23 protein-coding genes and 3 pseudogenes are annotated in these 22,894 nt (G+C 49.7%); 9 read left to right on the top strand and 17 right to left on the bottom strand.

Features of this window, described 5'->3' with window-relative positions; translation table 11 throughout:
- Positions 1-36 precede the first annotated feature (36 nt).
- Complete coding sequence (locus LH51_RS22870) at positions 37-576, top strand: winged helix domain-containing protein (protein WP_327125143.1); 540 nt, start codon at positions 37-39, stop codon at positions 574-576.
- Positions 577-1,106: 530 nt separating this feature from the next.
- Positions 1,107-2,702: an isocitrate lyase gene (locus LH51_RS13285; protein ID WP_036522897.1), complete on the top strand. Its 1,596-nt coding sequence runs from the start codon at positions 1,107-1,109 to the stop codon at positions 2,700-2,702.
- Positions 2,703-2,911: 209 nt separating this feature from the next.
- Here LH51_RS13285 and LH51_RS13280 read toward each other — a convergent pair whose 3' ends face one another.
- On the bottom strand, positions 2,912-3,376 hold the full coding sequence (locus tag LH51_RS13280; protein ID WP_036522894.1) for an Lrp/AsnC family transcriptional regulator: 465 nt from the start codon (positions 3,374-3,376) through the stop codon (positions 2,912-2,914).
- 138 nt (positions 3,377-3,514) lie between these two features.
- Here LH51_RS13280 and LH51_RS13275 point away from each other — a divergent pair, with 138 nt between their 5' ends.
- Positions 3,515-4,468 (top strand): DMT family transporter, encoded by a 954-nt coding sequence (locus LH51_RS13275; RefSeq protein ID WP_081960820.1) that lies wholly within the window; start codon positions 3,515-3,517, stop codon positions 4,466-4,468.
- A gap of 10 nt (positions 4,469-4,478) precedes the next feature.
- Here LH51_RS13275 and LH51_RS13270 read toward each other — a convergent pair whose 3' ends face one another.
- Genes LH51_RS13270 through ylqF form a run of 3 tightly spaced genes read right to left on the bottom strand, consistent with a single transcriptional unit; the run spans position 4,479 to position 6,819 of the window.
- A complete protein-coding gene (locus LH51_RS13270) occupies positions 4,479-5,537 on the bottom strand; it encodes a threonine aldolase family protein (RefSeq protein ID WP_036522891.1) in 1,059 nt (352 codons plus the stop codon).
- A gap of 24 nt (positions 5,538-5,561) precedes the next feature.
- Positions 5,562-5,912 carry a hypothetical protein gene (locus tag LH51_RS13265; protein WP_052063778.1) on the bottom strand — a complete coding sequence of 117 codons (351 nt, stop codon included), beginning with the start codon at positions 5,910-5,912 and terminating at the stop codon, positions 5,562-5,564.
- Positions 5,899-6,819, bottom strand: coding sequence for a ribosome biogenesis GTPase YlqF (ylqF, locus tag LH51_RS13260; RefSeq protein ID WP_036522888.1), 921 nt, complete (start codon positions 6,817-6,819; stop codon positions 5,899-5,901). Before ylqF ends, LH51_RS13265 begins: the two co-directional genes overlap by 14 nt.
- 119 nt (positions 6,820-6,938) lie before the next feature.
- Between ylqF and LH51_RS13255 the strand changes: the two genes are divergently transcribed.
- Entirely contained in the window at positions 6,939-8,162 is a 1,224-nt protein-coding gene (locus tag LH51_RS13255; protein WP_036522885.1) for an EAL and HDOD domain-containing protein, read from the top strand.
- Here LH51_RS13255 and LH51_RS13250 read toward each other — a convergent pair.
- The 9 genes and pseudogenes from LH51_RS13250 to sohB form a co-directional block, all read right to left on the bottom strand.
- Positions 8,159-8,970 (bottom strand): annotated as a pseudogene (locus tag LH51_RS13250) (amidohydrolase). The gene LH51_RS13255 and the pseudogene LH51_RS13250 sit on opposite strands and share 4 nt — an antisense overlap.
- The gene (locus LH51_RS13245; RefSeq protein WP_160173732.1) at positions 8,901-10,532 is read right to left on the bottom strand and encodes an HDOD domain-containing protein; all 1,632 of its coding nucleotides are present in this window, start codon (positions 10,530-10,532) and stop codon (positions 8,901-8,903) included. The pseudogene LH51_RS13250 and the gene LH51_RS13245 overlap by 70 nt, the downstream one beginning before the upstream one ends.
- Positions 10,533-10,639: 107 nt before the next feature.
- Entirely contained in the window at positions 10,640-12,157 is a 1,518-nt protein-coding gene (gene cydC, locus LH51_RS13240) for a thiol reductant ABC exporter subunit CydC (protein WP_235263739.1), read from the bottom strand.
- Positions 12,112-12,297: a hypothetical protein gene (locus tag LH51_RS22865; protein WP_052063776.1), complete on the bottom strand. Its 186-nt coding sequence runs from the start codon at positions 12,295-12,297 to the stop codon at positions 12,112-12,114. The genes cydC and LH51_RS22865 overlap by 46 nt, the downstream gene beginning before the upstream one ends.
- Entirely contained in the window at positions 12,294-14,042 is a 1,749-nt protein-coding gene (gene cydD, locus LH51_RS13235) for a thiol reductant ABC exporter subunit CydD (protein WP_036522879.1), read from the bottom strand. Before cydD ends, LH51_RS22865 begins: the two co-directional genes overlap by 4 nt.
- A gap of 39 nt (positions 14,043-14,081) precedes the next feature.
- The gene (nagZ, locus tag LH51_RS13230) at positions 14,082-15,098 is read right to left on the bottom strand and encodes a beta-N-acetylhexosaminidase (RefSeq protein WP_036522876.1); all 1,017 of its coding nucleotides are present in this window, start codon (positions 15,096-15,098) and stop codon (positions 14,082-14,084) included.
- A gap of 8 nt (positions 15,099-15,106) precedes the next feature.
- On the bottom strand, positions 15,107-15,595 hold the full coding sequence (locus LH51_RS13225) for a L,D-transpeptidase (protein WP_036522873.1): 489 nt from the start codon (positions 15,593-15,595) through the stop codon (positions 15,107-15,109).
- Entirely contained in the window at positions 15,595-16,251 is a 657-nt protein-coding gene (locus LH51_RS13220; protein ID WP_036522940.1) for a TetR/AcrR family transcriptional regulator, read from the bottom strand. Before LH51_RS13220 ends, LH51_RS13225 begins: the two co-directional genes overlap by 1 nt.
- A 97-nt stretch (positions 16,252-16,348) precedes the next feature.
- Positions 16,349-17,416: a protease SohB gene (gene sohB / locus LH51_RS13215; protein ID WP_036522870.1), complete on the bottom strand. Its 1,068-nt coding sequence runs from the start codon at positions 17,414-17,416 to the stop codon at positions 16,349-16,351.
- Between the two features lie 90 nt (positions 17,417-17,506).
- Here sohB and LH51_RS13210 point away from each other — a divergent pair, with 90 nt between their 5' ends.
- Positions 17,507-17,830, top strand: coding sequence for an SCP2 sterol-binding domain-containing protein (locus LH51_RS13210; RefSeq protein ID WP_052063775.1), 324 nt, complete (start codon positions 17,507-17,509; stop codon positions 17,828-17,830).
- Here the strand turns inward: LH51_RS13210 and nudC are convergent.
- The 4 genes and pseudogenes from nudC to LH51_RS13190 all read right to left on the bottom strand — a co-directional run bounded on the left by nudC (position 17,820) and on the right by LH51_RS13190 (position 20,365).
- Complete coding sequence (nudC, locus tag LH51_RS13205; protein WP_052063774.1) at positions 17,820-18,404, bottom strand: NAD(+) diphosphatase; 585 nt, start codon at positions 18,402-18,404, stop codon at positions 17,820-17,822. The two genes, LH51_RS13210 and nudC, sit on opposite strands and share 11 nt — an antisense overlap.
- 20 nt (positions 18,405-18,424) lie before the next feature.
- On the bottom strand, positions 18,425-19,147 hold the full coding sequence (gene dnaQ, locus LH51_RS13200) for a DNA polymerase III subunit epsilon (protein ID WP_036522867.1): 723 nt from the start codon (positions 19,145-19,147) through the stop codon (positions 18,425-18,427).
- A pseudogene (rnhA, locus tag LH51_RS13195) lies at positions 19,147-19,592 on the bottom strand (ribonuclease HI). The gene dnaQ and the pseudogene rnhA overlap by 1 nt, the downstream one beginning before the upstream one ends.
- Positions 19,589-20,365, bottom strand: a complete 777-nt coding sequence (locus LH51_RS13190) for a class I SAM-dependent methyltransferase (protein WP_036522864.1) — start codon at positions 20,363-20,365, stop codon at positions 19,589-19,591. The pseudogene rnhA and the gene LH51_RS13190 overlap by 4 nt, the downstream one beginning before the upstream one ends.
- Before the next feature lie 121 nt (positions 20,366-20,486).
- On the opposite strand from LH51_RS13190, the gene LH51_RS13185 reads away from it, so the two are divergent.
- The 4 genes and pseudogenes from LH51_RS13185 to LH51_RS13175 all read left to right on the top strand — a co-directional run.
- Entirely contained in the window at positions 20,487-21,038 is a 552-nt protein-coding gene (locus tag LH51_RS13185) for an MBL fold metallo-hydrolase (RefSeq protein ID WP_235263736.1), read from the top strand.
- Complete coding sequence (locus LH51_RS22860; RefSeq protein ID WP_235263735.1) at positions 21,008-21,265, top strand: hydroxyacylglutathione hydrolase C-terminal domain-containing protein; 258 nt, start codon at positions 21,008-21,010, stop codon at positions 21,263-21,265. The genes LH51_RS13185 and LH51_RS22860 overlap by 31 nt, the downstream gene beginning before the upstream one ends.
- A gap of 62 nt (positions 21,266-21,327) precedes the next feature.
- Positions 21,328-22,518, top strand: a complete 1,191-nt coding sequence (locus LH51_RS13180; RefSeq protein ID WP_052063773.1) for a transglycosylase SLT domain-containing protein — start codon at positions 21,328-21,330, stop codon at positions 22,516-22,518.
- A 6-nt stretch (positions 22,519-22,524) separates the two neighbouring features.
- Positions 22,525-22,894, top strand: a pseudogene (locus tag LH51_RS13175) (ABC transporter substrate-binding protein); the annotation flags it as partial.

Raw genomic sequence — 22,894 nt, 5'->3', positions numbered from 1 at the left:
TGCTCCATTGGATTTCGCGCACCCGCCATTCATGAGATGCTCAGTAGCTTTTCAGACTTTATGGGTGAGCGTATTGGTCATGACGAGCGCTATACCGATGCCGACCTGACACTGCCAGCAGATCCTGGTGAAATCAGTGCCGCCGCCCTGGAAAAAACCCGGCAGCGTTTGCTGGCAATCTTCCAGGACGAGCAGCTTTTCAGTCAATGGTTTGGCCGCTTGGTCACGGAGCCTAAATACCCTGAACTGGCCGCTGAAGATGCCGACAATGTCAGCCATGACGATCTGTTAGCCTTTCTCGATGACGCAGGTGAGCTGTATCAAAATGAAGGCAGCCGTCTGGCCTGGAGCGCCAGCGACAAAGGTATTCTGTTATTCGCTGATGGTGAGCACTATGTCCTTAGCAGCGAATCTGCCATGTCACTGGTCAAGCGTCTGTGTCTCTATCAGCCTGTCGATGCTAACAGCGTGGATATTGCAGATGCACAATCACTGGACCTGCTGTGTGAACTCTTGAAGCGCGGGTTGCTCTACAGTGAAGCAACTGAAGATGACGATGAAGATGTCGATGCCTGACCTGGACTTACAATAAGATTCAGAATAACTGACAGTATACTTCACGACAAAGCAACGCCCGCTCCAGCATGCAAATGTAGCGGGCGTTGACTAATACTAAAGTCCAGCAACTTTGGTATAAATTTCTTAAAAATCAGTGATTTCAAACCGCAGGTTGATTTTTTGTAGTTAACTTTTTATAGACTTAATAGGAATAAAAAACATAGTTTTTATTCCAGTAGTCTAGGTGCAAAACCCGACTATTCGAACTGAACAAAAGTCTAATTTTGGGCTTCAGCTGCTCTGAAACCGCCTTGGTTGCTTGCTGTCGTGCCCATAACCCACCAGCTAACAATGTAGTAAAATTACACTCTTGATACTCTCAAGTCTGTAGTATGACTACACTTTTGCTGCTGTGCACAAAATTAGCTTTGACTCTCCCAAGACTTCACCGCATCATTCACTTAATCAACGCCATGACAGCAGGACTGTTTAGTGGTCAGAATTTAAGCTCTATTTCCTAAAACCGAAAATTTTGAGAAGGAAAAACCATGTCTACTCTCGATAAAGACATTGACGCTGTTGCAAAACTGACAAAAGAGTTTGGCCCAGCCTTTGAAGGCATCAACCCTGAATATGCAGCTCGCATGCGTGCTCAGAACCGTTTCAAAACCGGTCTGGAAATCGCTCAGTACACCGCCGATATCATGCGCCAGGATATGGCTGATTACGATGCCAACAGCGCAGCTTACACTCAGTCTCTGGGTTGCTGGCATGGTTTTATTGGTCAGCAGAAGCTGATTGCGATCAAGAAGCATTTTGGTACCACTAAAAAACGTTACCTCTACCTGTCTGGCTGGATGATCGCCGCACTGCGCTCTGAGTTCGGTCCCCTGCCTGACCAGTCAATGCATGAAAAAACCTCAGTACCTGCACTGATTGAAGAGCTTTACACCTTCCTGCGTCAGGCTGATGCCCGTGAAATGGGTGGTTTGTTCCGTCAACTGGATGCCGCACGTGCCGCTGGCAATGCCGCTGAAGAAAAAGCGATTCAGGATAAAATCGACAACTTTGAAACGCATGTAGTACCAATCATTGCCGATATCGATGCCGGTTTCGGTAACGAAGAAGCCACTTACCTGCTGGCCAAGCGCATGATCGAAGCCGGTGCCTGCGCCATTCAGATCGAAAACCAGGTATCTGATGAGAAACAGTGTGGTCACCAGGATGGCAAGGTTACCGTGCCGCATTCTGACTTCCTGGCTAAAATCCGTGCGGTTCGCTACGCCTTCCTGGAACTGGGTATCGACAACGGCATCATCGTTGCTCGTACCGACTCCCTGGGTGCAGGCCTGACCAAACAGATCGCTGTAACCAACGCACCTGGCGACCTGGGCGACAAGTACAACAGCTTCCTGGATGGTGATTACATCAACAGTGCTGACGACATTGCCAACGGTGACGTAGTTGTTAAAGCCAATGGCAAACTGCTCAAGCCTAAGCGTCTGGCATCTGGTTTGTTCCAGTTCAAGAAAGACTCTGGTGTAGACCGTGTTGTTCTGGACTGCATCACCTCGCTGCAGAACGGTGCTGACCTGCTGTGGATCGAAACTGAAAAACCCCACGTTGGCCAGATCGCTGACATGGTTAACCGTATCCGTGAAGCTGTTCCGAATGCCAAGCTGGTGTACAACAACAGCCCATCATTCAACTGGACACTGAATTTCCGTCAGCAGGTATTTGATGCCATGGCTGAAGCCGGTACAGATGTCTCTGCTTACGATCGCGCTGATCTGATGAGCGTCAAGTACGATGAAACTGAACTGGCGATCGAAGCTGATAACCGCATCCGTACCTTCCAGGCTGACGCCTCGCGTGAAGCGGGCATCTTCCACCACCTGATCACTCTGCCGACTTACCACACCGCCGCCCTGTCAACTGACAACCTGGCGAAAGAGTACTTCGGTGACGCAGGTATGCTGGGTTATGTTGAAGGTGTTCAGCGTAAAGAGATCCGTCAGAGCATCGCCTGTGTTAAACACCAGAACATGGCCGGTTCGGACATGGGTGACGATCACAAAGAGTACTTCTCTGGTGATGCGGCACTGAAAGCCTCTGGTAAAGACAACACCATGAACCAGTTCTAAGATATCTGAACGCAGTTCAATGAACCCCGCCCTGTGCGGGGTTTTTCTTTACATTTCCTGTAACTCTTCTACACTGAATGTAGAGAGGTTGAATAGCCTCTCTGACCGCAAAGCCCCGACCCCACGGGTCTGGCGGCACAGGTCAGAGGCCGGCCACCTTCGGGTCGCTGGCCTTCCTGTTATCTACAGGAGAAAGCAAAGACACAGGCTCAAATGGGTAACGGTGTTTCAGTCTTAACGACACGTATCACGAAGTTACTGTGAATATCCTTGACGAAAGGCAGGCTCTGCAACTGCCGCAACAAACCTTCATACCCCTGTAGATCACCTACCACCACTTCCAGCCGATAATCAGCCGCCCCAGACACCAGATAGCAACTGATTACGTTCGGCATTTTCAGCACGGCCTGTTCAAATTCATCACTGGCACGGTCATCGTGGTGACTCAAGCGAAGATCGACAAACACCGTCATACCCAGATTCAGTTTTACCCGGCTCAGCGATGAATGGTATCCGGTAATGATACCCGCCTCTTCCAGTGCACGAACACGGCGCAAGCAAGGAGAAGGTGACAGGCTCACCAGCTCAGCTAACTCAACATTGGTAAGCCGTCCGTTGCGTTGCAAACAGATTAAAATACGCATATCTGTTGCATCTAGCGATAAACTTGGCATATAAACTCAATTCAATCCTGTAAATTAGCATAATATGCCAATACTAAAGCATTTCACCTCCAATTTAGCAAGGACATGCCTGCCTTGATCGCGCCATAATTAACCAACTTTCAGGTCTATATTATCGGATAAGCGCTCATGAATACTGTCATACCAGCCTATCGAATCACCGCAACCGGTACGGCCATGCATTTGGGCATAGCGGCAGCCTTACTCACTGTTTGCATCTGGTCAGGCTGGTTAATCGCCGTGCGATTTTCCAGTAGCTCTGCACTCACTGCATTTGATCTGGCGATGATGCGCTACAGCCTGCCAGCTTTACTGCTATTGCCCTTTATGTGGCAAGCCAGAGTGGCTATACGCCGCACACACTGGCTACACCTGATCGGCATCAGTATCGGTGCTGGCGTGCCTTTTTTCTACCTGAGTTCTACCGGCCTGAACTACGCACCCGTTGCCCATGCGGGATTACTCATACCTGGCACCTTTCCAGTATTTGTGACGATGATTGCCGTGCTGGTCTATCGGGAAACCTTAACACGGCATAGATTGATCGGCCTGAGCCTGATCACGGCGGGTGTTACCTTACTGATGATGGCATCCCTGGTGCAGCAGCAGGCGGATATATTGAAGGGTGATCTGTTATTGCTCGGTGCCAGCTTTTGCTGGGCTTTGTTCACCGTCTCCATGCGCGTAGCCGGTCTGCCTCCACTGGCAGCAGCGGGCTTACTCTGCTGGGTATCCACCCTGATTCTGGCTGTACTCTATCTGTTTGGCTGGGTAGAAAGCGGGCTGGCTGATGCGAATCAGGATGAGTTGTTAATGCAACTGATCATCCAGGCACTCGGTGCCGGGTTATTGGCTGGATTCTTTTACGGTTTTGCGATTAATCGTCTTGGCGCAGAAAACACCGCCGCTATCGGCTCACTGACGCCGGTTGTAGCAGGACTGGCTGCCATTCCGCTACTAGGGGAGCAGCTAAGCCTGGCCGCCCTATTGGGTATGGCACTCATCTGCTGCGGGGTGATTAAGGCCAGTGGCTTTCGTCTACGCAAAAAAAGGTCACAACTGGCATTTCAGCCACCAGTGTAAAGCCGACCTGCTAGCCTTTCGCTAACAGGTCACAAAAGCGCTGCACATCTTCATCGGTGGTAGCAAATGAGGTGACCAGGCGCACGAAACGCTGATTAGCGCCGCAGCGTTGCCCGGCGGGTAAGGCACTCAGCCCCCAGTCATAGAACACAGCACCAGCTGCCTCCAATTCCTCAGCCAGCTGGCTCGGCAGCAAGGCAAATATTTCATTAGCCTCTACTTTCCAGGCCAGTCTGACTCCTGGCGTGTTCTGTAAAGCCCTGGCCAGCACCTGTGCATGTTTATTAGCCTGTGTGGCCAGCGTTAGCCAGTGATGATCCTTGAACCAGGCGACTACCTGAGCACCGAATAAGCGTCCTTTGGACAACAGATGCCCGGTACGCTTACGCCGATGCACAAAGCCCTGTGCCAGGCTCTTATCAAAAAAGATAACCATTTCAGCACTGAGACAGCCATTTTTACTGGCACCCAGACAGAGCACATCAACGCCGGCTTTCCAGGTTAGCTCGGCGGCTGAACAGTCCAGGCTCGCCAGTGCATTGGCAAAGCGCGCCCCGTCCATGTGTACGCGCATACCTTGTTGGTGAGCTATATCGGCCAGGGTTTTCACCTCTTCCGGGCTGTAGACCTGGCCCGCCTCGTTCGCCTGAGTCAGGCTCAACACTCCCAGTAATGGGTTATGGGGTATATGCTGACTTTGCGTAGCCAGCAACCTGCTAAGCTGCTCCGGGGTGATTTTAGCTTCACCCTCACCTAGAGCTAATAGCCTGGCGCCACCAGTAAAAAACTCCGGTGCCGTCGATTCATCTACCAGAATATGCGCCTGTGAGTGACAAACAATCACTTCCCAGGGCTGTACCATCGAAGACAAGGCCAGGCAGTTAGCTGCCGTACCACTGGCGACAAAGAACACTTCACAGTCGCATTCAAATACGGCTTGTACGGCTTTGACTGCGGCGGCGGTCCATTGATCATCACCGTAGGATGCACAAACACCTGTGTTCGCTTCAACTAAGGCTTTGAGTACCTGCTCCGAGGCTCCAGTTTGGTTATCACTACCAAAATACATTAAAAACATTACCCCTTGAGTAACTTAATCAGATGACTCTTTGGTTACATCCGTTACGTCGCTGGACTCTTCAACATCCGCTGACTTGGAGGCACGGGCCTCCTGCTGTTTTTTCTTGGCATTGAGTTTACGAATTTTATCTGCCAAGGGGCCAAAGGTCTGTGAGCCGCGACGTCCAGAAGCCTCATTACGTGCTTGCTGCTCAGCTTCAAGGCGTGCTTTTTCATAGACTGACAGGTGTTTTTTACGTTTCTTCTGCGCTTGCTGCTTGCGGCTTGCGTAACTATCCGGATCAGCCAGCCGCTCTTTTTTCTTCGGCGCTGTTTCCATCATGACGACTTTAACCGACTTGCGTTGTTTTTTAATGCGTGTCATTACTTTTCTCTCCGGTCGCGGCTGCATGTTCAGCTTCAAGCGCAGCGAGCCGAGCCGCTTCATCTTTTTGCTGCCATTCTGTAAGGGTTTCAAAACTGATACGTCCCAGGGTACCGGCACGCATCTCATTAATCAGTATTTCTGAGGCTTTATGTCTGTCTACAACACCACCAGGGCGCAAACAGCCGCGCTTTCGGCCAATGACATCAAGCAGATCGTCAGCGATCTCCGGTAAATCTGTCAAACGGTAGCGCTCTCTGAGATTATCGGCATAGTGATCCAGCATAAAGCGCGCGGCAAAGGTGGCGACCAACTCATGTTCAATAGCTGTATCTTTAATTGCACCACTTGCCGCCAGCCGGTATCCGGAGTCCAGATCCTCAATTTTTGGCCAGAGTATACCTGGTGTATCAGACAGCGCCAGTCCACCTTGAACCATGTAGCGCTTCTGCTGACGGGTGACCGCTGGCTCATTTCCCACTTTTGCCAGTTTACGCCCGAGTATGGCATTTAGAAGCGTGGATTTACCCACATTGGGTATCCCCATGATCATCGCTCGGACCGGGCGCTCAGCCTTGGCTCTGGCCGGTATCATTTGCTTGCAGATCTCTGGCAGGCGTTTGACTAACTTCTGTTGTGATGCGTCCAGGGCAATGGCCCGCACACCTTCCTGGCTATTAAAATGTGCCAGCCATTCCTCAGTAATCTGTGGATCGGCCAGATCCTGCTTATTCAGGATTTTTAACACCGGTTTGCCTTTGCGAAGTTGATTAACCAGCGGATTTTCGCTGGATCGCGGCAAGCGGGCATCCAGTACTTCGATTACCAGGTCTATATCACTCATCACTTCAGCGATCTCTTTTCGCGCCTTATGCATGTGACCTGGGAACCAGTTGATTTGACTCATAGATTTCAGACTTATTTAACTTATAGGGATTCAGTGCTACAAACTAGTGCGCTCTTACTGCAAACATTATACACTTTCATGACTCCACTCCTCAGTAGAAATTAAGGTTTTCCATCGGTATGGGCACACAGGCACAAATTCTTCTTACCCGACAACCGATCTTTGATGCCCATCAAAAAGTTGTTGCCTACGAATTGCTATGCCAAAGTGAATCTGTTCAGCAATTGGTCAGTGCCGAAGAGGATAGCCTGTCGTCTGCCGCTGTATTGGATGCCTATACCAGCATTTCAGATCAGGGAGAGGTAAAAAGAGTACCTGCCTTTATATCGCTGTCCTTTGCCTTACTTAAACAAACTGGCCTGCCAGGCCTGCCAAAAAAACAGGTCATTCTTGAGTTCAGCCTTAAAGGTACTGATCCCAAAGAGGTACTGCGCAATCTGCTACCACTGATTAATGAAGGCTATCGCATTTCTGTCAGTAGCGTTGAAGACCCACAAGCCTTTGCTTCATTGTTAAAACTGGTCTATCTGATTAAAGTCAGTGTTGATAATAAAACACCCGACGAAATTCAGGCTTTGAGACAACAGCTGGCGCCATGGAAACGTCCATTGATGGCCACCCATATCAGTGATTATGAAACGCTGGAACTCTGTGTATCCAGCAAATTCAGCTTGTTTCAGGGCAACTTTCTCAGTAAGCCCCGTGCAATAGCCGGTCAGAAAGTTAAAGCTAATCAGGTAGTTCTGATTCAGTTACTGCAAATACTCGGTGATCCCAAGGCTACCCCGGAAAAAATTGAAAAGCTGATTCTGCAAGACCCCGTTCTAACCTATAAGCTGTTGCGCATTGTTAACTCGGCGGCCTATGCACTGGTCAGAGAGGTGGAATCTGTTGCCCAGGCTGTTGTGCTGTTAGGACTAGAGCAAGTCAGAAAGTGGGCAACTGTTATATCTCTGGACGCGCATACGGGTAAACCGGAAGAACTAACTCGCAACCTGTTAACCCGTGCACACATGTGTGAACTGATCGCGGTAAAACAGAAACGTCAGCCCGCCTCAGCCTACTTTATGGTCGGTATGATGTCTGGCATACATTTGCTACTGGACATACAACGGGATGAACTACTGGAACAACTGCCCCTGGCTGACGATATAAAAGCCGCTATAAGTGAAAACAGCGGCCCCCTGGGTGATGTTTTAGCGCAGGTAATGAGTTATGAAAGTGGTGAATGGGATAAGTTACCGGATGACTTTGACGGCGAGCTGTATGAAAATGCCTATCGTGGTGGCCTGAAACTGACCAAAGACTCCATGCAGGCTTTGTATGATACAGCGGGTAACTAGAATACCAGGTAACTATCAGCATCCTGCCAGGCTGGAAAGCTTTCTCGAAAACCATTTAATGCCGCTTTATCCAACTCACAGGTTTTAATAAAAGGCTGACCTTTGGGGTAATCACACGTTGGCTCCCCTTTGAAATCAACTAACATCGAATCGCCACTGTAGTTATTACCCTTGGCATCATCCCCTACCCGATTAACACCAATTACATAGCACAGGTTTTCCACCGCACGCGCCTGCAACAATATACGCCAGGGATGCGCCCGTGGGGCGGGCCAGTTAGCCACACAGAGCAGTAGATCATATTCGAAAGGTTGTTCAGTTGATGACTGCTGCCGCAACCAAACCGGAAAGCGCAAGTCATAGCAGACGCTTAACAGTATACGAAAACCTTTTAAGCTAACGACAACTCTGTCCTGCCCCATGGCATAGCGTTCATGCTCACCCGCCATACGAAACAGATGGCGTTTATCATAAAACGTCAGATCCCCTCAGGTGTTGCCCAGATCATGCGGTTAAAATACTGCTCATCTTGTTTTACAGCCACACTACCGGTAACCACACAACCCCGCTTCATGGCCTGATCACGCATCCAGCTGACTACTTCACTTTGTGCATAGGGTTGTGCCATTTCGCGGGAATTCATAGTAAAGCCGGTAGCAAACATCTCGGGTAAAACGATCAGATCAGTATCATCTGAACACAAACCACCCAGCATCGCATCAATACGGGTACAATTTTCTACCGGATGCTCCCAGCGTAAATCACATTGCACCAGGGTGGTGCGCAAAGATGAATGAGAGGATGGCATAAACGTCTCCTAGGCTTTATTAGACGAATCCGCACTAAAATGCTTACCCATTTCCAATGCAATCCGACACTGTACCAAAAACTGATTAAACACCCGAAAGTCACGATCTTCAACCGGGCCTGCCGTTTCAGTTTTATCCGCATAGAGTAATCCCAGGGTTTTACCTGAGACTGCCAAGGGCACAACAATGAGTCCACTGGCATCACACTTTGCAGATAACTATCTGGCAGGCGGTTCTGCCAGCCTGGATCCCGGGCATCCGGCACCAATAGCACAACGCCCCGATCCATAATATGAAAGAATAAGCGGCTGTTTTTGTCGGCCCGATTCAATTGGAAATAGCTCATCAGTGGATCCAATTGCTCACCTTCCAGCAGCTTCGCAACCAATTGCTTACCGGCATTAACGCTAAGGCAGAACGCGACTCTCTCCAGTGAGCTACTGGCTTGTATACCTTCAACACAGGTGAGTAATACCTGGGTTGTCGGAGCCTGACCGGTCATCAACTCGTTCATTTTTTCCAGATACTTAAGCTGTAACTGATTGTATTCGGCCAGGCGCTTCTGTTGCTCAGCAGAGTAAGCATCTTCCTGACTTTTCCTGTTACGATGCTGCTCCTGGCGTGCATGTACGTAAAAGGAAACTTTACGACTGAGCTCATCAAGAGATTCATTACCACTGGCCGAAACAGGAGGAATCAACGCACGGTGAGACAGGCCATACTGATCAATATGATCACATAGTTGCCGTACAGAGTGATGGAAGGTTTCTTCAAGCTTTTCCGCAGGTTGACGGGTCAACTCTGACATCAGCTTCAGTTGTTCCGTATATTCATTTCCTTCCAGTTGCGGAGAGCGCTGGTAAACCTGCTCAAACAACTGGTGGCAACCGGACACAATCTGCTGATTCAGACGCTCCTGTTCTGATACGCCCGGTTGAGGCTCCCCCGTACGTAGACTACTGACAACACGCTTGGAAAATCCCCAGCTTTGAATCAAATCCCGCCCCAGAGTTACAAACTCACCACCCAGAGTCTGCTGTTGAATATTAATCCAGCTCAAATGGCGTTGCTTGCGCTGTTCCAGCATGGAGCGGTATACATCAGGCAAGGCAAACGCAACAACGATTTCGCCCAGACTAAACAACAAACCACAGATATAGGTTTCTTCAACATCATCAATACCTGCGCTAAGCGCCAGATCGCGCGCTGTTGAAGCATTTAACACGGCGGCGACCAGCAGATCTTCAACACCACTATTTGGCTCTTTTTCACCAAAGCTCTCGATCAGTTTTAACGTCATACAGAGGTTGCGTATGCGTTCAAAACCGATCAACACTACTGCGCGCGAAATGGCCGTAATTTTGCCACTGCCACGATTATAGTGATTGGAGTTAGCCAGACGCAGCAGTTTGGTGGTCAGGTTGGCATCTTTCATCACCGCAATAGCCAATGCCATGGCATCAGTATCACCAGCGCTACTAATCTGACGGATGTGATTGACCGTTGCACTGAATACCGGCAAGTCACCCAGCCGGTCAAGGCGCGCATAGATGGTATTCAAGGTTTCCTGATACTTCAAGGAGATACCACACTTATCGATAGGGGAAATTAGATTGTTATATAGTGTTCAGCATAGACTCAAGCACCCGGTGACTCAAGAAAAACCACCTAATCCAAACGTCGACCCTGATCCAGCCGAATGACCTGATCATAACGATCCAGGCCTTGTAAGTGGTGTGTTATGATCAACAGGGTTTGCCCTGGCCGATAACCGAATACACTCTGCATAACCTGAACAGCTGTGGCGTTATCTAATCCTTCAGTGGGTTCGTCCAGAATGAGTATAGGGGCATCTTTCAGCATGGCACGTGCAATACCCAGACGTTTGCGCTGTCCACCTGATAAGCGGTTACCACTTTCCCCTACCTCACGATTCAAACCATCGTTCCCCAGCATCTCAGTCAACCCCAGCTGATCCAACAATGCCAGCATCTGCTCATCTGAGGCTTGTGGGTCGGCTAACTGCAGGTTACTGCGCACACTGCCAGCAAACAGTTGCACGGGTTGAGATAAAACCGCCATCTGCTCACGTAATTGCTGCTCGGGGTAGGACTCAACCTCCACGCCACCCAGCAGGATACGCCCCTGCTGATATAGCCAAAAACGCGACAACAGATTGATAATTGAACTTTTACCACTACCGGTGTGGCCAACCAATGCCACCTTCTCACCAGGACTTACCTGTAGAGATACATCGCGAAGAACCGGAGTGTCATCATAGGCAAACCCCACCTGATCAAGCTGAATTTCACCCGGGTTACTGATCACAACAGCTGTATCCGGGAAGTGTATATCTGAACGCTGTTGAGTTACTTCCTGCAAACTCTCGGCCGCCGCACGGGTTTTACCCAAATATTGATAGGCCAGAGGCAGTGAAGCCACCGATTCAAAACTTGCCAGCACACAAAACACCACCAATGCCAGCCAGGCGGGCGATAACACGCCCTCTGTTACCAGATTGATACCGATGACTAACGCCAGTAGCGTGGTCAGCCCTGCCGCCAGTGTCATGAGTGCTGCAACCATTCCGCTGACCAGACTCATACGTAGCTGAGCCTGTAATAAAGCTTGTTGCGCTTGATTCAGCTCCTGTTGCTGCAATTCCAGAGCTGAATAAACATGCAGTTCCATCATACCCTGCACATAACTCAGAGTACGCTGGCGCAATGCAGACGTATGCCCAACCATCTCCCGTCCTGTTGCAGCGCCAAGCTTATGCCCCAGCATAGGAATCAATAAACCTGATACCAACAGTGCCACAAACAGCATCACACCCAACGAAGGCGCAATCCACCCAAGAAACAGCGACACTAGTAGACCGGTAACCAGTGCAATAAGGCTGGGAGAAATTACGCGTAAATAAAGATTATCCAGTGAATTAATATCAGTGATCAGGCGGTTAAGCAGGTCAGCAGAGCGGAAATGGCGCAGACGCGCCGGATTCAGGGGTTCAAGATGGGCATAAAACCAGCTACGCAATTGTGCCAGCAGTCTGAAAGTGGCTTCATGCGTGGTGACTCGTTCAAAATAACGCCCGGCGGTCCTGGCAATAGCGAACCCCCTGACCCCACCACCCGGGGTCATGTAATTAAACGCCTGTGCGCTAGCAACTGAAACCCCGGCCAGCGCGGTGGCAGAAATAAACCAACCCGATAGGTCAACAGTCCAATACTGGATAGCAGTGTCACCAACCCAAGAAAGCTACCCAACAACACCCAGCCCAGGTGCGGCTTCATCAAGCGAATAAATGGCATTAAAGCTGTCATGAGCTCACCGCCTCCTGCAACTGCTTCCTTAACGCCTCATCCGCTTCAACACAGGCACCTTGCTGCAACACGCACAGACGGTCAGCTAGCTGCATTGTGCTGGGACGATGCGTCAGCAATAAGGTGGTTCGTCCACGACAGAGGCGCGACAACGCCTTTAATACCAGCGCTTCACTGGCAACATCCAGGCTGGCAGTCGGTTCATCCAACAGCAGTACCGGTGCATCCTTTAAAAAGGCACGCGCTAATGCTATACGCTGAATCTGACCTCCGGAGAAATTGGCGCCAGCTTCACCCACCGGGGTATCCAGACCAGCACTTAGGCGGTCAATAAACTCACTGGCTGCCGCCTGATCACAGGCAGTTCTGAGCTGTTCATTGGTCGCCTGAGGCTTAGCCATCAACAGATTGTCGCGGATACTGCCGGGAAATAAAGTAGTGTGCTGGCTTACAAAGGCGACCCTGTCCATCCACTGCAAACGTGACAACTCAGTCAAAGCAACACCACTAATAGCCACAATGCCCTGCTGCGGACATTCAAAACCCGCCAGTAAATTCAATACTGTCGACTTGCCCACACCACTAGGTCCTACCAGTGCAACACATTCCCCCGCAGCAACCTGTAAACTGAAATTCTCTAATACTGGCTGAGATTGTCCTGGATAGCTGAAGTTGATGTCTTTTAGACTGATATCTGGCTGACGCTCGGGTAACTCAAGCATACCGCCAGACTCAAGGTGTTCACTTTCCTGAAGTAGATCAATGATGCGATCAGCCGCCGCTATGGCCTCTTGTTTTGAATGGTAATGCGTACCGAGTTCCCGCAGGGGTAAGTAAAATTCAGGCGCCAGTATCAATAAAAACAGAGCATGATACAGAGTGATTTCACCTCCCCAGCTACCGAAATTCAACAGTCCCAGAAAGCTGAAACCCAGATAGACGGCCAGAATAGCAATGGATATAGAGGCAAAAAACTCCAACACAGCTGAGGATAGAAATGCCAGGCGCAGTACCTGCATGGTTCGGATACGGAACTCATCAGCATTCTCAGCTATCACCCCTTGCTGCTCACGACTGCGGGAAAACAGCTTAAGCGTGCCGAGTCCCTGTACCACATCCAGAAAATAGCCACTCAGCTGTGCCAGTGCACGAAAATTACGTCGGTTGGCTTCTGCCGCCCGGGTACCCACCAGCGCCATAAACAAGGGAATCAGGGGTGCCGTAGCCAGGAAAATCAGAGCCGCCGCCCAGTTAAGAGGTAACACAAATACCAGAATAACCAGCGGGATTACAGCAGCCAGCGCCATTTGCGGCAGATAGCGGGCAATAAAACCATCCAGTGCTTCAACTTGCTCCATCAACAAACTGCTAAGCTCGCCACTGCGCTGACTTTTGCTGTAAGCAGGTCCAAGCTGGGCCAGCCGGGCCAGCAACTCTGTTCGCAGGCGTGAACGCACCCCAACAGAGGCACGCTGACCACTCCATTCTTTGAGTACACCAGAGGCTGCACGGAGCAACAACGCAAACAACAGGATCAACAGCACCCCTTTCAAATCACTGAGCTGCGCCCCCTGAAACAAGGTTTCATTAACAGCCCGGGCCAATAAATGCGCTTGTAGCACCAGCATCAGTCCAGCAAAGACACCGGCGGCGACACTGAGTCGAACCCAGCGTTTATCAGTACCTAGCAGCCCCTTCAACCAGAGGGACTTTTCACCTGTTGACTCACGTGTTGTTGCTTGCATGATTACTCTTAAATGTTCATCAGTCTGCGGGTTAACTCACTATCCGATCAGCGCCATACATCGGCCAGCCAGCTCACGAGCCTGTTTGAAGCGCTGGCTATTCAGAAACGAGTCATCAGGTCTGCCGCGCATCTTGGCAATGCGCGGATTGACAATCGCCACCTGAGATTTCAGGTAGTCCAGAACTTCCAGCGCATGAACCGGCTGATTACACACCAATACCATATCGCACCCGGCCGCCAAGGCTTTACGGCAACGCTCAGCATAATTACCGGCAATACTGGCACCTTCCATGGTCAGATCATCACTAAAAATAACACCGGAAAAGCCCAGCTGTTTACGCAGTTTTTCTTTCAACCAGTATTGCGAAAAACCCGCTGGTTGGGGATCAACCTGACTGTACACCACGTGTGCAGGCATAATAGCATCCAGCCCTGCTGCAATCAGCGCCTTAAACGGCTGTATGTCAGACTGTTCAAGACAGGTTTCATCACGTTCATCAACGGGCAACTCCAGATGTGAATCAGCCTGTACCCAACCATGCCCGGGGAAATGCTTCCCTGTTGCTGCCATACCGGCTTCATGCATGCCCTGCATAAATGCAATCGCCAGAGCGGCTAAAGCTTCCGGCTCAGAGGCAAAGGCCCGATCACCTATAATGGAGCTTTGTTGCCAGTCTATATCCAGTACCGGAGCGAAACTGATATCAATATCGAACGCACGCAGTTCAGCGGCCATAAGCCAGCCCAATTCACGTGCTGACGTGCAGGCAGTCACCGGATCCTGTTGATAAAGCTGCCCCAATACAGCCATTGGCGGCAATCTGGTGAAGCCTTCACGAAAGCGCTGTACCCGCCCCCCTTCCTGGTCAACGGCTACGATCAGATCAGGACGTATCGACCGGACCGAGCGCATCAACTCATGAAGCTGTACCGGATCCGTGTAGTTGCGACTGAATAAAATCAGCCCACCCACTTCGGGGTGCTGCAACGTAATCGCTTCTTCTGTGGTCAGCGATGTGCCAACCAAGTCCAGCATCAAGGCACCTGTTGCCATGTATTTTCTCACTCAGCAGTAATACTAACCCGGCAGCCTGCCTGAATCAGCTCAAAAAGTTCAAGAATATCAGCATTGCGCATACGCACACAGCCATGCGATAAAGGGATCCCCATGGGTTCAGTATCCGGCGTGCCATGAATATAGATAAAGCGGCGCATACTATCGACCTGTCCCAGCCGGTTAAAGCCGGGCTCCAAACCACAAAGCCAGAGAATACGTGTCAGAATCCAGTCTCGCTGTGGATAGCGAGATGCCAGGGAAGACGTATAGTATTCACCGGTAAAACGACGCCCGACAAATACCGAATTAACGGGTAACCCGGCACCGATTTTAGCACGGACATAATGCAAACCCAGCGGTGTACAACCACTATTTTCAGTATTTCCTGCACCATTTTTAGCAGTAGAAACCCTATAGTGGCGCACGGGCTTACCCTGAACAAGCAAGCTAAGCTGTTGCGCAGCAATCGAAATATGAAGGGTGCTGGCAGACATCAGATACGGCAAAAATAGGTTTTTTCGCCACGTGCCTGCATTCCTGCCGCTAATACCGGTATCATGCGATGCAAGATACGTTCTATCTCGGCACTATCTTTAAAGCTGCTTTTTTCCAACGTTAGCAGCATATGGTAGTTTGACAAGGTAAACACGATCGAACCCAGTGAAAAATGCAGCCTCCAGAAGAACTCGTTGTCTTCCATCGGTGCGGCATCCTTACGCAGGCAGTCCATGAACTTTTCCAACCTGTGCCAATACTCAGTAAGAAAGAACTCACGCAGCTCTTCCTGATTTTTCATATAGGCCAGCTCTAACAAGCGCATAAAAACTGATAACGAGAAGGTATTAATCTGGCTGACATTCAGTAGCGCACGCATCAGAATTTCAAGAAGTTCCTCGATGCGCACGGGTGAAGAATCGAGCAGACGATCTTCAAGTGCTGACTCTATCTCATCACAAAGCGGTTCCATCAGACGCTCGCATACAGCATTCACCAATCCCTGCTTAGAGCGGAAGTGATAATTGACTGCAGCCAGATTGACATCCGCTGCTGAGGTTATTTGACGCATGGTGGTTTCAGTGAAACCCTGCTCTGCAAACAAGGCTTCTGCTGCCAGTATGATCCTTGTCGCGGTTTTCACTCGACGCTTCATCACCATCTTCCGTGCACTCCCTTAAAAAGATGAACCTGCGTTTGAAACTATTTAATACCCATTATACAAAATTTACGCTAAATGTCAGTGATAATGATTACATTAAGGGTCGCTGACTGATGCGTTGCCACCAGCGCAGTAACAAACGATCAGACGAATCGGCAGCTAACTCGCCCAACCTGTCCTGCAAGCCTTTTTTATGCTCATAGCTAACTTTATACACATCAGCCTCTTCCGCCGCTTCTGTGAGGTATTCATCACTGGTCATCAGTTGATCGACTAATTTTTCTGCCATAGCCTGACGGCCATACCAGATTTCACCCGTTGCTACCTTGGCGATATCCAACTGCGGACGATACTCAGTAACAAAGGTTTTAAAAAGCTGATGAGTCTCTTCCAGCTCTTCAACAAATTTCTCCCGCCCCTTATCAGTATTCTGACCAAATACAGTTAAGGTACGCTTGTACTCACCAGCGGTCAGTATTTCATAGTCAATGTCGTTTTTCTTAAGCAAACGATGGAAGTTTGGCAACTGCGCAACCACTCCAATAGAACCCACGACCGCAAAGGGAGCGGCAAGGATCTTATTGGCAATACAGGCCATCATATAGCCACCACTTGCCGCAACTTTATCGACACACACAGTCAAATTAATCTGCTTACGCCGTAAGCGCTCCAACTGCGAAGAGGCAAAACCATACGCATGCACCATACCACCCGGACTTTCCAGATTCAGCACGACCTCATCTATTTCTGGACGGGCAATGGCTAAAATAGCAGTCACCTCCTCGCGTAGATTATCTGTAGCTGAAGCGCTGATATCCCCGTCAAAATCCAATACATAAATACGTTTTTTATCCGTTTCCTCCAACTCACCCTTTTTAGCTGCTTTGCGTCGCGCCTTGGCATCTGCCTTTTCCTGCTTACGCTCCTGCTTGATGCGCTGACGTAGCAACTCATCATCCAGCACGGCTTCTTCCAGTGCTTCATACATCTCCTTGTACTTATCATTCAGGTTTTTAACCTCAACATGACCTTCAGCCTGCTGATGTCGACGGCGGCTAACCAAGCTTGCCGCAACGATAATAACCAGCAAAACAGCTAATACCCATGTCAATGTTTTTGCCAGAAACAGGCCATATTGTGTCAGAAAATCGATCACCATCGTCTCCAATTACAGGGGGTTGTATCAGGTTCGCTTTCGCGGTGCGCTAATGTAACATATATACGCAATAATGAGCCCGGAAGTCACAGCATGAGCACAAATATTACACTTGAAAAAATTGTCCAGAAACTACCTGCCAAATTTAACCCGGAGCAATCTAACAACCTGAGTGCCATTTATCAGTTCAAAATTACAAATGCAGCCGCTTTTTACTTACGCATTGCCGATAACAACTGCGAAAGCCGTTATGGCGACCACCCCGACCCTGACATCACCCTGCTGATGGATGAAGCCACATTAATTCGGGTCATCAACGGTGAGCAGGATGGTATGAGTGCCTTCATGCAAGGTCAGCTGCGTGCTGAAGGTAACGTCATGCTGGCCACACGCCTGGGTAAATTATTCAGTCGCTGACGCGGCCGGCTAAAAAATGCTCGATTAGCTGCCGTGAAATAGCAAATGCGGGAGGTAGCGATGGCAGTTTATCGGCACAGAACCAGTCAGCGGCCAGAATTTCAACACCATCTGGCTGTATCTCTCCTCCGGCATACTCAGCAAAAAAGCCCAGCATCAGCGCATGCGGAAAGGGCCAGGACTGGCTTTTAAAATAGCGGATGTTTGCCACTTCAATTCCAACCTCTTCACGCACCTCTCTGGCAACGGCTTGCTCGGCAGTTTCGCCTGGCTCAATAAAGCCAGCCAGGGTGCTATAGCGCCCAGCAGAGAAATTGGCCGCATGTGCCAGCAGGCACTGATCCCCCTTGATAACCAGCACGATAATGCAGGGGGAAACCGGCGGGTAATGTACATGACCGCAACCTATGCACTGCCGGGCAATTTCTTCCTCAGCATGAGGCTGCAAAGGTGTAGCACAGCAATGACAAAACTGTGCTTGCTGCTGCCAACGATCCAGCTGTGCTTTGCGCGACAATCGTGCAAAGTCAGCTTCATCTACTGCCTGGGATAACGCTTCACGTAAATCTTGCATAAAAAGCTCTAACTAGTTGTTTATACGACATCAACCTGCTTAATCCACAGACAGTTCCCAGCCGATTTTTTGTCCAGCATAACTAAAAAATCTTCATGTGCCTGGAGTTCTGCTGCAGAAGGCTCAATAACCCGGAGGTTTAGACTTTCAGTATTAACAGGTCGACGACTCGTCACACCATCACCATCATCACCTTCGCCCTCCTGACCAAGCGCAAGAGCAGTTTGTCCACCAGTGAGAAGTAGGTAAACCTCGGCCAGAATTTTTGAATCAAGCAAAGCGCCATGCAAATCACGATCAAAATGCTCAATGCCAAAACGACGGCATAGGGCATCCAAATTGTTTTTCTGCCCAGGAAATTTTCTGCGAGCCAGCATCAGAGTATCGGTAATTTTAGGGCAGATATCTTCCATCCGCTCGGAATAACCGTTGCGGGTTAGCTCGGCATTAAGAAAACCTATATCAAATGCAGCGTTATGAATAATCAGCTCAGCACCTCGAACAAACTCAATAAACGCATCGCAGACCAATGCGAATTTCGGTTTATCTTCAAGGTAGGCATTGGTAATCCCGTGTACCGCGATAGCTTCCGCTTCAATTTCACGGTCCGGCTGGATATATTGATGATAGGTGTTACCCGTTAATCGGCGTAACTGCATCTCTACACAGCCAATTTCAATAATATTATGGCCTTGTGCCGGATCGATACCGGTGGTCTCTGTATCCAGAATAATTTGTCTCATCAGGCTTCTCGTCTACCGAATTCATCTACACCGCGATTCGCCAGGGTATCGGCTATCTCGTTCTCCACATGACCACTATGCCCTTTCACCCAGCACCACTCAACTTGATGACGGGCAACCTCCTGATCAAGCGCCTGCCACAGATCAGCATTTTTAACTGGCTGTTTTGAAGCCGTTTTCCAGCCATTTTTTTTCCAACCCTTAAGCCACTCAGTAATCCCTTTACGTAAATACTGAGAATCTGTTGTTAAGCGGATCTGACAAGGCCGCTTCAGGCACTTAAGCGCCTCAACCGCTGCGGTCATTTCCATGCGATTGTTCGTTGTATCTGCTCGCCGCCATACAGTTCTTTGTGCTTACCCTCATAACGCAACAAGGCACCCCAGCCACCAGGCCCAGGATTCCCCTTGCAGGCACCATCGGTAAATATTTCCACTAAACTCAAACTGACTTTCCTCTAGCACTTTTATGACGAGCAGATGGCTCTGCCACCGGAAAAGGGATAAGTTTACGCGTTTTCCAGGCAGGTTTTAATGGGGTCACACCAGCAACATCTTTCCTGATGAGCATCATTAACACCACACCACTGTACGTCGGAAAGCGAGACACCCACTTTTCCAGAAAAGCCATGCGTTTGCGCCAGCGTTCATTTTCTAAGGGTGGACGGTGAAAAGCACTGATACTTTTGAGTTCAGTCAAATCCAGTAAACGCACCCAATCGTTCAGGCGCCAGTGGCTAAATCCATGCGCCATCCAGGGTAGTTTATCGCCCCGCCTGCAGCGCCGGCAGACTCCCCAGAAGCTGGTTGGATTGAAACTGACAACCAACATGTGCCCACCTGGACGCAATACCCGCGCCGCCTCACGCAGGACCTGATGAGGTTGCTCGGCAAAATCCAGAGTATGATGCAGAATCACCACATCCATGGTGCTATCGGGTAAGGGAAGTTCGTGCGGCAAAGCAATAATAGTGCGCTCATCCATACCCAGAGCCATACGCGGGCAGAGCATTACCTTATGTGAAACCGGGCTGGGCTCATACAGTTTTACCGAAGCATCATAGCCTATCTGTACCAGATGATAGCCAAAGGCTGTGTGAATCAACTGATCGGCCATCTGACGTTCGCAGTCTGCAATTTCCTGACCCAAGGGTGAAGCAAACCAGTCTTTAAGGGCTTCAGTCAAGTTCTCGGCAGAGATGTTTTGTGGTTGGCTCATACAGCATCCTCGGTGGAATGAAAGACAGGTTTCAGCAGATTATTTCTCTACTGACTAAACATGCCATGCGTAATTACAGTACAATCGATCAAGGCTAAAGTTTCATTAACCGGAGCATGTCATGCTGAATCTGACCCCCATTCCTGCATTTAACGACAATTATATCTGGGCAATCTGTCACCCTGAAGCCCCTGATTCAGGGGTTATAATAGTAGACCCCGGTAGTGCAGATTGCGTTCAGAAATGGCTTCAGGAAAATAACAGAAACCTGGCAGCCATACTCATAACCCATTACCATGATGACCATACCGGTGGCGTCATAGAGCTTCAACAGCAAAATGATTACTGTCCGGTTTACGGGCCAGCCAATTCACCCTTTGAAGGTATAACGCAACCCCTCAATGAAGGCGATTTGATTCATTTACTAGATACAGCATTTGAAATCAAAGCCGTTCCTGGTCACACCCTGGATCATATCAGCTATTATGCACCGTCAGCGGGTTTATTGCTGTGTGGTGATACACTCTTTATGGCTGGTTGTGGTCGGCTTTTTGAAGGTACAGCTGAACAGATGCAAGCGGCTATGGATTATTTTGCCGGCCTGCCGGATGACACCCGGTTTGTGCGGCGCACGAATATACCTTGGCTAATCTGGCCTTCGCCCATGCGGTAGAACCCGAAAACCAGGATATACGCATTATGACCGAAAAATGCCGGAGCATGCGCGAACAAGACCTGCCAACACTACCGTCACGAATCGGTCTGGAAAAAGCCATCAATCCCTTCATGCGCACCCGTGAAACCTCTGTCATTCATACCGTGTATGGTCATAGTGGTGAACACCCAGAGACTCCAGCGCAAACCCTGGCACTATTAAGGGAGTGGAAAAACAGTTTTTGATTGCGTCTGCGTGCTTGACTGTTAGAATGTGCGGTTAAGTTTACATTCAGGTTCAGGTAGTCATGTCTAAATTACGCACAGGTTTACTCTCTTTGCTCGCCGTAGCGGTTATCAGCGGCTGTGCAAGCAGCAAACCCACTCAGGAAACCAGCCAGAGTATCGATGAGCGCAGCGTACTGATTTCCAAAATACGTATGGGCAACCTGTACCAACGTAGCATCAATCCACCCGAGCCCCAGGCTGTATCAGCCTGGGACCTTACTCGAGAACACCTGCTGCTGGAATTGGATCGGCAGGATACCAGAATGGCACATGAGCTTGACTGGCTAGCAAGTAACCCTGAGCACCTCACCGCCATAAGCCACCGCGCACTGCCCTACTACCACTACATTCTTGAACAGGTGCTTGACCGGGATATGCCAGCCGAAGTCGCGCTGATTCCGTTCATCGAAAGTGGCTACAACCCTTTTGCAGTCTCCCCATCAAGAGCGGCAGGTCCCTGGCAGTTCATTCCTGGCACCGCACGTAACTTTGGCCTGGAAAGCAACTGGTGGTATGACGGCCGTCGTGACATTGTTGCCTCAACAGACGCGGCACTGAACTATCTGACAAAGCTAAATAAAATGTTTGACGGTGACTGGTTGCTCACCTTCGCAGCCTACAATGCTGGCGAAGGTAATGTCCTGCGAGCAATAAAACGCAATAGCAACGCCAACCAGTCGACTGACTACTGGTCCTTACGCCTGCCAGGTGAAACGATGCGTTATGTTCCCAAGTTGCTGGCCACTGCAAAAATGATTCGGGACGCAGACAGCCTTGGTGTTGAACTGAAAGCCATTCCAGCTGAACCTTACTTTACTGAGATAGATACAGGTGGACAACTTGATCTCTCTCAAGCCGCTGAACTGGCTGAAATTGACCTGGATGAGCTGAAGCTTTTAAATCCAGGCTTCAACCGCTGGGCAACAGCGCCCGAAGGACCCCATCGTTTACTTGTACCGGTGGAACAAGCCGATCAGTTTCAGAGTGCACTGGTTGTATTACCAAGCGACCAGAGAGTAAATTATCAACATTATACTATTAACTCAGGCGACACTCTCGGTGCCATAGCTCATCGTTATGGGACCACCGTTTCTGCACTGCAACAAGCCAACAAGCTAAATAACTCCAATATTCGAGTCGGCCAGACCTTGCTTGTTCCGGCTGACAGCACCAATATAGCATTGAAAACCACCAGATCTGAATCGGGTTAAGACTCTATGATAAAACGCCTGCAACGCACGACACGCATTACGGCAAGTATTCTTTTTTTTAGCCTCAGCAGTTGGAGTTTTGCAGACACATCCATCACGCATGGCATCGCCATGCATGGTGATCTTAAATACCCGGCTGACTTTACCCACTTTGATTATGTCAACCCGGACGCCCCAAAAGGTGGCCGAGTTGTGCAATCTGCCGTCGGCAGCAGCTTTGACAGCTTTAACCCGTTCATAGTCAAAGGCACTCCTGCTGAAGGTATCGGTCTACTGTACGATAGCCTCACGACCAAATCTGATGACGAGCCATTTTCTGTATACGGACAGCTTGCAAAAAGCATAACCCTGCCAGATGATCGCAGCTGGATCGAAT

Origin of the sequence: Nitrincola sp. A-D6, from assembly GCF_000764495.1 — a bacterium.
GTDB lineage: Bacteria > Pseudomonadota > Gammaproteobacteria > Pseudomonadales > Balneatricaceae > Nitrincola.
This window is presented reverse-complemented; position numbering and strand designations above follow the sequence as displayed.